The organism is Bacillus sp. FSL K6-6038, assembly GCF_038050455.1.
In the GTDB taxonomy this organism is placed as follows: domain Bacteria; phylum Bacillota; class Bacilli; order Bacillales; family Bacillaceae_G; genus Bacillus_A; species Bacillus_A pseudomycoides.
The window spans coordinates 1-8,183 of the sequence record NZ_JBBOUH010000006.1 but is presented as its reverse complement, the minus strand read 5'-3'; the positions used below and the strand labels follow the sequence as shown (position 1 = coordinate 8,183).

Genomic DNA, 8,183 nt, shown 5'->3' with positions numbered 1-8,183 from the left:
TGAATGTAAACAAATATCTAAAAGTTTACATTCAAATATATTTTATTATTACTGCTTTTTATCCTGTTTAATTTTCTTAATATTGCAAATTACAAAAATACAATTTACAATTATTGTATAATTAAAAAATTTTGAAGGAGTGTTGATATGAAGATTAAAGGGGTATTAATGTCTTTACTAGTTTTTGTTATATTTTTAGGATTTTTTCCAGTAGAGAAAGCAAGTGCATCCGTATCATCTGATTCAGTAAACGAAGTAGGAGATAGGATTGATACAAGTAAAAACTATTATATAGTTCCAGCAGATTCACCAACAAGAGGATTAATTTCCCATCTACTTTATAATACTACATTACCAGTACTAGTTAGTTCACACGGTAAAACAGTAGAAAACCCTTCCGCAGATCCTGTGAAATTGCATTTTTCTGAAGAAAACAAGAAGTATCGTATTGAAATGCCTGTAGCCATGTTAGGTTCTTATTGGATCCGAGCATGGGGGAATGGTGTGAATTTTAGTAGGGAGAAAGATACAGCGTATTGGGATATAACTCCTGTAGAGGGAGGATATACACTGCAAGCAGAAGGAGGATACCTAAATTATAAAGAGGTTGAATTCTCAATGCATGGCCCTCGTACAACGACCTATTTAGGTAAAGAAGAAGTTGTGTGGAAATTAGTACCTGCGTTTTAAATTTTGTATAAGTTTTAAGTATATCTTGTCTAAAAAATAATACATAAATAAAACAGTACAAGTCATTTTAATATGCGATTTGTGCTGTTTTGTATTTATTAAAACTCAAATCTAAGTAAAAAATAAAATAGATTTTGATTCATTTTTCTTATTGATATTGAAAGTAAACAAATATTCAAAAGTTTACTTTCAGATATTGGATAGGTAATGGCATATCGCCAAGCCGAACAGACCAAAAACGAGGACTTAGGTTGCTTGATTTGGACTAGCAATTATACCCACTGGACCGGACCGATCGATCCTACCAATCCAAAAACAAGGGGGCTTCTTTTTCGGTTGGTAAATTTAGTATATTGTTATTAAAAAAGAAAGGAAGTTTTACATGAATTTATTACAAAATATTAGATTAATATTTTGTATTGAAATTTTAATTGTAGCCTTCATTTGTATACGGGGTTATGTAAAATCGGATTATCCTCTTTATATTCCAATTAGTATTTTTGTGTTAGCTATTGGTTTGCTTTCCTTTTTTGAATATAGAAAAAGGAAAGTGAATGAAAAGAGGTAGTTACATGGTGTGTGTCAACGGTACCGGACCGAACCCGTAAGGGGACGGGAGGATAAGGAGTTGACACACTAACTATGCAACCCTCTGGTGGTTTGTCAAAAGGTACCCTTTTGACCCTGCCAACCGGCGAGGGAGCCCCTCAAGGATTGTGAGGGGTTGGGGAGTTCGATTGATGGGGTCAAGGGGAAGAGTTCCCCTTGTAGGTTCGGACAAAGTCCGAGGTTTTTGCCATGCTTTGCAGGGCTCGGCAAAGCCGAAAAGCGTCGCAGACCCCTATCGATTTTGATGCGTTAGCGTCAAAATACGTATAGGGTTACGTTAATTGACTCCATTTCGTCGCTTTGCTAGACTTATGGTATCAATTATTCTAGGGGGAAGTGGTGGCATTTTATGTTGTTCTCTATTTCATTTAATCAATCTCATCAAAGTTCATTAAGCCATAATAACAGGGAAAATATTCATGGGAATCCCGGCATCGATCCATCTAGGTTAGAAGAGAATATCTATTTTGTTCAAAAAGACATCCGAAGTGTATACAAGGATGTTTTTCAAGAAGCGGTAGACAAGTATAACGAGAAACAAAAACGGAATGACCGTAAGATTAAGGATTACTATGACAAAATCCATAAAGATGAAAAGACACATGAGCAACGAGAACTCGTTGTAGCGATCGGGGAAGGCAAAGACGACCCAAAGTATAGGGAAGCCAAAAAGGAAGCGTTAAAACAGTATGCTGAGGCGTTTCAAGAGTAGAATCTGAATCTAGCTGTTTATAACATGGTTTTACATGATGATGAAAGAGAGAATTGAATGTTGTAGATGGGAATCTTTAGTAATGGATTCTATGTTATTATAGAGATAGACGAAAAAACCGCCCAATGTCTTGGCGGACAGGCGGTTTTTTATACTCAGGTTGGAATCAACCTAATATATTATTCTATACACATTGTAGCATAGATTAGTTGATTCCTTCCACTAAGGGAGAGAATTATTTTATGACAAAAGTTGTAGATTTTGGACAAGCTGAAAAAAATGCTAGAAAAAGAGATCTAGAAATTGAAAGTGAAAAAATTCGAGAGTTATATAATAATGTTTCAGAAGTTGAATTAGAAAAAGCTATGGAAACTATGGCTAAAGCTACTGGTAAAGAGCTTTACATAGGCACTAAAAAAAGTCCCCAGTCGAAAGTGAGGTTTGCTCAAATTTTGCAAAGTAATTATGAATTTTTAAGGGAACGGGAATACTTTACGGCTAAAGAAAAAGCATTTTTAATTGATATTGTTTCTTCGATTGCTTTTAATTCTAACTGTATTGTTGATGATGTGAAATCAAAAAATCCAGTTCCATTGAATATTTCAGGACTTGCAAAAAAAATTGGATTAACACGAGCAAATACAAGTCTTTCAGTAAATTCTTTGGTTAAAAAAGGGATATTAGCGAAAGCTGAAAGTGGCATTGAAGGAAATAATGCAAAAGCTTATTCATTATTTGTAAATCCTCACATTATTTATGCAGGAGATAAGGATAATGTAAATGAAGCACTTAAAGCAATCTTTTATAAAGCTATGAAAATGAAAATATTGAAAGAGTTACCAGATAAATTATTTTAAGATTGACAATTAGTCAATCTTATTTTTTTACTCATTTTCGTGTGTATTGTTTTCGATACGAATGTGTATTGTTTTCGATACACACGAAAAACGTCATAAACCTAGTTATATCAACCCTTTATACCACTTTTAAAACTCTCTCTCTTCTCACTCTATATATAAAGGCTAAAAGTTCCGCAAGGAATGGGTCGTATTTTTGAGAAAACCACTCAAAAATCTCCACCCTCAACATCAAAAAGTCGGTTCGTTTATCCTCACCTAAAGGCTATCGCCTTTTCTTTTTGATCTTGTCCTTGCAAAACTTTTTTCGGCTCGTGTGCTTTTCTCGCCAAGCCGACAGACAAAAAGCAAAGCAATGATTATCGACTTGGACTAGCAAGTATACGAGCCGAACCGCTTAGATCATTCGTCTCAAGATAGTTCTTATTCTAAAAATAGATACGTAATACGTGGGGTTTCGTCCCCACACGACGAGCCAGCACTCTAGCCAAAAAGCAAATTTCAAACCAAAAGATCAGAACAAACCACGCTAAGTATAAAATAATGAGCTGTCCATATGGACAGCTCATTTACATAATTCTCGTTATTGGAAGTTATTCCAAACCCCTCCTCATTTTGAAAGAGGCACGATTCGCTCTCAATATTTTTTCTTTTTAAGTAAGTAAAGTCCTGTCAGATTAGCTCCTAGTGCAATGATACCTATAACAAAAGAAACCCTTAGAGAAACCGCCTGATTTGGAATCAGATCAATAAGGTCTGTCGAAAGTAATATAATGGTTGCCAGCCATGTTAAACCGACAATGTAAAGCCAATTTGTTTTCTTTGCCATAACTTATTCACCTCTTTTCTTCATTGTACCAGTCAACAGAAAAGATTTGTACAAATTTGGATGAATAGGATATTCATGTCAGGTTAACATAACGTCTCATTATAGGCATATTAAAAGGATCTTCTGATTGAAGATCCTTTTAGCTGTTGGTTCAATTAAAGCGCTCGATTGTTGAACTTTTAAAACTTAAAACGGTAACCGGTTAGATACTAAGTATCACCAAGAAGGTGGAGGCCATTCTCCAATTAATTGCCGAATCAGTGCTACCTGTCCGGTATGATAACTGTTGTGTGCCATAAGAGTGGCTAAAAGGTCACCACGAGTCCTTTTCAATCCCGCGTCTTTCAGTTCCTTTAAATCTTTTTTTGCTTCGTTTTCAGCTTCCTTTAGCCCTTTACTGAATAGAAAAAGAGTGTCACTCCACTCGATTTTATATGACGGAGCTGTTTTATCAGGCCATGAGTCTTCGTCATGTTCTGGATGATTGGGCACCCTGCCTTTAAGGTAGGCAAGATAGAAATCTTGCCAGAAAATCATATGGTTTAGAATCTGCCACACTGAATATGGACAGTTTGAGGGTTTTTCCCCAGCCATCTCCCACCGTAAACCCTCAAACACCTCCAAGGGGTCAACATGAGCATTTTCCCCATGTAACCCGTTTTCAAAAAAATAAGATGATATAAGCATTCCCTCACTTTTACAAAATTGAACAAACTTTTTTCACTCAACAAAATGACCAATTCTTTCGACTTTCCCACTGTTTTTCAGGCCTCTTGTGCTTTTTTGTACTTTTGCCAGGCGGTGAAACTTAAAAGTTGAAATTTTCTGTATTTTTATTTATTATAACAAATATCTAACAATCTGGCCCTTTAGTTGAATAAGGTTTCTAAGGAAAATATAAATAATTTATACAAATCTAGTTAACATAACACAAAATTATCGGTAGCAAGGAAAAAGCGAAATCCATTGATATAACTAGGATCTCGCTTTTTCTTTGTTTATCATTTTATACATGATTTTATACATTGTGGAGATATTAGGATTTTTTAGGCTTACGAATGTCCTGTATTAGTACAAAAAAACGTATAAAATCTTGTATGAAAAAGATTGATAATTTTAAAACAAAGTTTGATAAAAAACTTTGTTGATATAGTTTTTTTCTTTTGATTTTTAAACTTCAATTGTATTGTTAAATTAAAGGTCCATTCAATAAAATAAGTGTTTTAGGCTAAAAAGCTTTCTTTACAAAAGTTACCTTGAATTTAAGTACATTGACTTAATCAGTGCATAGGATAATTTTATAAAATTGTGAAGGATTGAGAAAAATGTACTATATTCCTTTTGTGTATCGATATCAAAATCCTTATTATGTTAATGTGCCAATGTATAACTATGGAAGACAGTCTGTTTACTGGACTTTTCCTAATGAGATAGAGTATACAAACAGATTTGATTATTTTCGTTTTTCCAATGGCGATGGAAGTATTTCGTTAAAAGATTATGGATCAGAACCATTTGTTGTTAATATCAATGAAGCGGCAAAGCAAAACAATACGTATCGTACTGCTTTATGGACAGGAACACATTTACAGGTTACTTTAATGAGTCTCAATGTTGGCGAAGATATCGGTTTGGAAATACATCCTGGTGTTGATCAATTTTTACGTATTGAACAAGGTCAGGGGATTGTTCAAATGGGCAAGAGTAAAGATAATTTAAATTTTAAAAGAAACGTCTATGATGATTTTGCAATAATGATACCTGCCGGAACATGGCATAATCTAACTAATACAGGTAATATTCCGTTAAAGCTTTACTCGATATATGCTCCTCCAAATCATCCATTTGGTACTGTTCATGTTACTAAAACAGATGCATTGGCTGTGGAAGAAGGCTACAGTCATGGCAATAGGAATACAGTTAGTTATTAATTCAAACCTTATTATAAAATCCACAACTGTGTTTTAAAGAGAAAAGGAATAAACTTTTGCTAATCTTTAAAAGACAATTTGACAGAAATATGTTCAAAAACAAAGTACCATAACAAATACTAAATATTGTTTATGGAAAATTTTTTAGTGTACGAAATTCGTTTTTTGTTGGCGATATCCTATATATATCATTGCTGCCTTAGTCTTGGGGTATGTTTTTATAACTGTTGTAGAAAAGAAGCCTACAGCATAATAAGATGTTCAAATACATGTGAAATAAAACAAGCCTTGCTTATATGCAAGGCTTGTTTTATTTCCAGAATTTCCACCAATGATGTTTATTTTCTGTAGTAGGAGCAACTAGTTGTTTAGTCTCTTGAATAGATCGTATGTTATGTAATAGTTGCTCATCTCTTTCTTGTAACAATTGTTCATGGTGTTTTTGATATATTTTTATATCGTCTTTTAATGTTTGAAATTCTTCTTGAGTTCGTTGTAGTTCTTCTCTCATGGATTGGAGTTCTTTTGTTATTTCTTCGCGTTCCTCGCGCAACAATTCACGTAATAAATTGGTATTGTTTTCGCGTTCCAATACTTCTTTATTTCTCGTAATAAGTAAAGATTGGGAATCAATTGGATCATGAGACGTTCCATTCGTGTTCCAATTTTCATTATTTATGCTTATTGCTACGGTTTTGGCAGCATCAGCCTTGTTATATCCGGCATCTTTCATAAGTGTTTGAAATTGTTTCAAAGCTTTTATATCTTTTGAAGTAAAGGTTCGATATTCACGATTACTTTTAGGATCACGAACTTTCACAAAGATATACTCATGTTTTTCTAACTCTAAACACCATTTACGCAAATAGCTTTCGCTAATACTTAACATTTCTGCTATTTCCTTGGTCAGGAAAGCTGGGATTGGCTCGGATTGTATACCATTCCGCGTTCCATCAGACATCGTTCCTCACGCTCCTCTAAATGCTTCAATTGACGTTCCTAAAGTTACATTATACATGATAAAACGAAATACCTTTGAAATGTGGAATTTGTTGGTAATATAGGACGAGTTAAACTTCAAAGAATTATTAGTAGACTAAGAGCAAAGTACCTTGTCATTTTAATCAATGAACAGAATGAGATACTACTGATAAGTGGCATTATGTTAACCTCACTTATTTTCACGTCGAAAATTGCTTAACGTATGTTTTCGTTAAAATGTGAGCGGAACCCTTATTTGTAAGCGACTCGAAATAAAAAAGCGAAGATATGACAGAATTTGTTTTCTTCGCTTTTTTTGATCTGTTAGCTTGTCCTATTTGTTTGTTTAAAATTATCAATTAGTATTGGTTAGTTGGTTGATAGATAACTATTAACTACATATTGGAAATCCTAAGAATACTAGTAATGAATAAAATTCTGGTGATAGAGAAACTCTAAAAATGATTTTATCGTTGAATTTAACAATTAAAAAGTAAGCATCTCCATCTTGATAAATACATGCGGATACCATAAGAGAATACACCTCCTTATATGATATATCTTATAAAAAATAATAGAATGTGTTTGGACACTCTCGGTTATATCACATTAGTTTCCACTTAAAAGAGGATGTAGTGATGACATGATTTTGTAAGTTTCTTTGTTTTCTAGAAAAAATAACGGGTACCAAAAATAACCATAAAAAACATAGTATGAGGGTACCGTTCTTTTGAACAGAGGGAAAATATGAGCATATAGGGGTACCGCTACATCGTTGACTACTGATAATGAACATTATGCATATTAAAGAATATCGAACATAAAATGATATTAACTTCATGACGTTGCTGTGTTTTAGCGTTACCCCTACGTTTTCGAAAAGGCACCTGTATAAGGTGTCTTTTTGTTTTTCACCTTTTGAGATGGACAAGCATATATTGTAGTGTGGGACAACCTCTCTAAGGCCCTAGTCAATACTCATTGAAAACTTCTACAAGTTTGGGCATCTACTGATGTGGATGCTCTCTTTTTATGAACTATTTGAATAGTACAAGCATATACTGCTTGTACCTTATTAACTTTAGTAACCTTAACTTTCGTTAATGGGGATTCTCATAATCCTTTAAAGGGCGCTCACGGAAATGGGTGCTCTTTTTACTAGATAAAACGGATATTGAAATAGGAAAGGCGATGAATGATGGACGAAATAGAACGATTTATTGCTAACAATACACATCAGCTTGGATATATTATGGATGAAGCTAGCAGGAAGTGGATAGAGCAAGACCCTAAAGGAGCTTTGACAGTAGGAGCAAGTAAAGGAAAGATAGATACTTATGGTAGTTATTATGATCTGCTGGAAAAGTTAGCATGCCTTGAAGAAGGAAAAAATATTTAGCATAATGATTAAACCAATAGCAATTATCGTAGGCGCTGCTATGATCGGCTTAGCGTCTTATTTGTTGTTCAGGAATTCCATCATCTCTTTATTTACAGTGTTTTGAATGTATACTTTTTTATTTGTTTTTGAGGATATCAGGAGATTTGTTGTGAAGTCAATAATATAGGAGAAA

7 protein-coding genes and 1 pseudogene are annotated in these 8,183 nt (G+C 33.9%); 5 read left to right on the top strand and 3 right to left on the bottom strand.

Annotated features, from left to right (window positions below):
* The first annotated feature begins 147 nt into the window (after positions 1-147).
* From NSQ40_RS29375 to NSQ40_RS29365, 3 genes and pseudogenes are all read left to right on the top strand, one after another.
* Positions 148-690 (top strand): hypothetical protein, encoded by a 543-nt coding sequence (locus NSQ40_RS29375; RefSeq protein ID WP_258248736.1) that lies wholly within the window; start codon positions 148-150, stop codon positions 688-690.
* Between the two features lie 958 nt (positions 691-1,648).
* Positions 1,649-2,008: pseudogene (locus NSQ40_RS29370) on the top strand (plasmid recombination protein); the annotation flags it as partial.
* A 245-nt stretch (positions 2,009-2,253) separates the two neighbouring features.
* On the top strand, positions 2,254-2,868 hold the full coding sequence (locus NSQ40_RS29365; protein WP_258248731.1) for a MarR family transcriptional regulator: 615 nt from the start codon (positions 2,254-2,256) through the stop codon (positions 2,866-2,868).
* 637 nt (positions 2,869-3,505) lie between these two features.
* On the opposite strand, the gene NSQ40_RS29360 is transcribed toward NSQ40_RS29365, so the two are convergent.
* On the bottom strand, positions 3,506-3,697 hold the full coding sequence (locus NSQ40_RS29360) for a hypothetical protein (protein ID WP_258248732.1): 192 nt from the start codon (positions 3,695-3,697) through the stop codon (positions 3,506-3,508).
* 216 nt (positions 3,698-3,913) lie between these two features.
* Positions 3,914-4,384, bottom strand: coding sequence for a DinB family protein (locus NSQ40_RS29355; protein ID WP_341286188.1), 471 nt, complete (start codon positions 4,382-4,384; stop codon positions 3,914-3,916).
* 638 nt (positions 4,385-5,022) lie between these two features.
* Between NSQ40_RS29355 and NSQ40_RS29350 the strand changes: the two genes are divergently transcribed.
* Positions 5,023-5,628 (top strand): cupin domain-containing protein, encoded by a 606-nt coding sequence (locus tag NSQ40_RS29350; protein WP_258248734.1) that lies wholly within the window; start codon positions 5,023-5,025, stop codon positions 5,626-5,628.
* A 310-nt stretch (positions 5,629-5,938) separates the two neighbouring features.
* Here NSQ40_RS29350 and NSQ40_RS29345 read toward each other — a convergent pair whose 3' ends face one another.
* Positions 5,939-6,589, bottom strand: a complete 651-nt coding sequence (locus NSQ40_RS29345; protein WP_258248735.1) for a DUF3967 domain-containing protein — start codon at positions 6,587-6,589, stop codon at positions 5,939-5,941.
* 1,218 nt (positions 6,590-7,807) lie between these two features.
* Between NSQ40_RS29345 and NSQ40_RS29340 the strand changes: the two genes are divergently transcribed.
* Positions 7,808-8,008: a hypothetical protein gene (locus tag NSQ40_RS29340; RefSeq protein ID WP_255258785.1), complete on the top strand. Its 201-nt coding sequence runs from the start codon at positions 7,808-7,810 to the stop codon at positions 8,006-8,008.
* Positions 8,009-8,183 lie beyond the last annotated feature (175 nt).

Excerpts from the sequence above, each read along its gene's own strand:
- NSQ40_RS29375 (WP_258248736.1), top strand. The coding sequence starts at position 148 with ATGAAGATTAAAGGGGTATTAATGTCTTTACTAGTTTTTGTTATATTT.
- NSQ40_RS29365 (WP_258248731.1), top strand. The coding sequence starts at position 2,254 with ATGACAAAAGTTGTAGATTTTGGACAAGCTGAAAAAAATGCTAGAAAA.
- NSQ40_RS29360 (WP_258248732.1), bottom strand. The coding sequence starts at position 3,697 with ATGGCAAAGAAAACAAATTGGCTTTACATTGTCGGTTTAACATGGCTG.
- NSQ40_RS29355 (WP_341286188.1), bottom strand. The coding sequence starts at position 4,384 with ATGCTTATATCATCTTATTTTTTTGAAAACGGGTTACATGGGGAAAAT.
- NSQ40_RS29350 (WP_258248734.1), top strand. The coding sequence starts at position 5,023 with ATGTACTATATTCCTTTTGTGTATCGATATCAAAATCCTTATTATGTT.
- NSQ40_RS29345 (WP_258248735.1), bottom strand. The coding sequence starts at position 6,589 with ATGTCTGATGGAACGCGGAATGGTATACAATCCGAGCCAATCCCAGCT.
- NSQ40_RS29340 (WP_255258785.1), top strand. The coding sequence starts at position 7,808 with ATGGACGAAATAGAACGATTTATTGCTAACAATACACATCAGCTTGGA.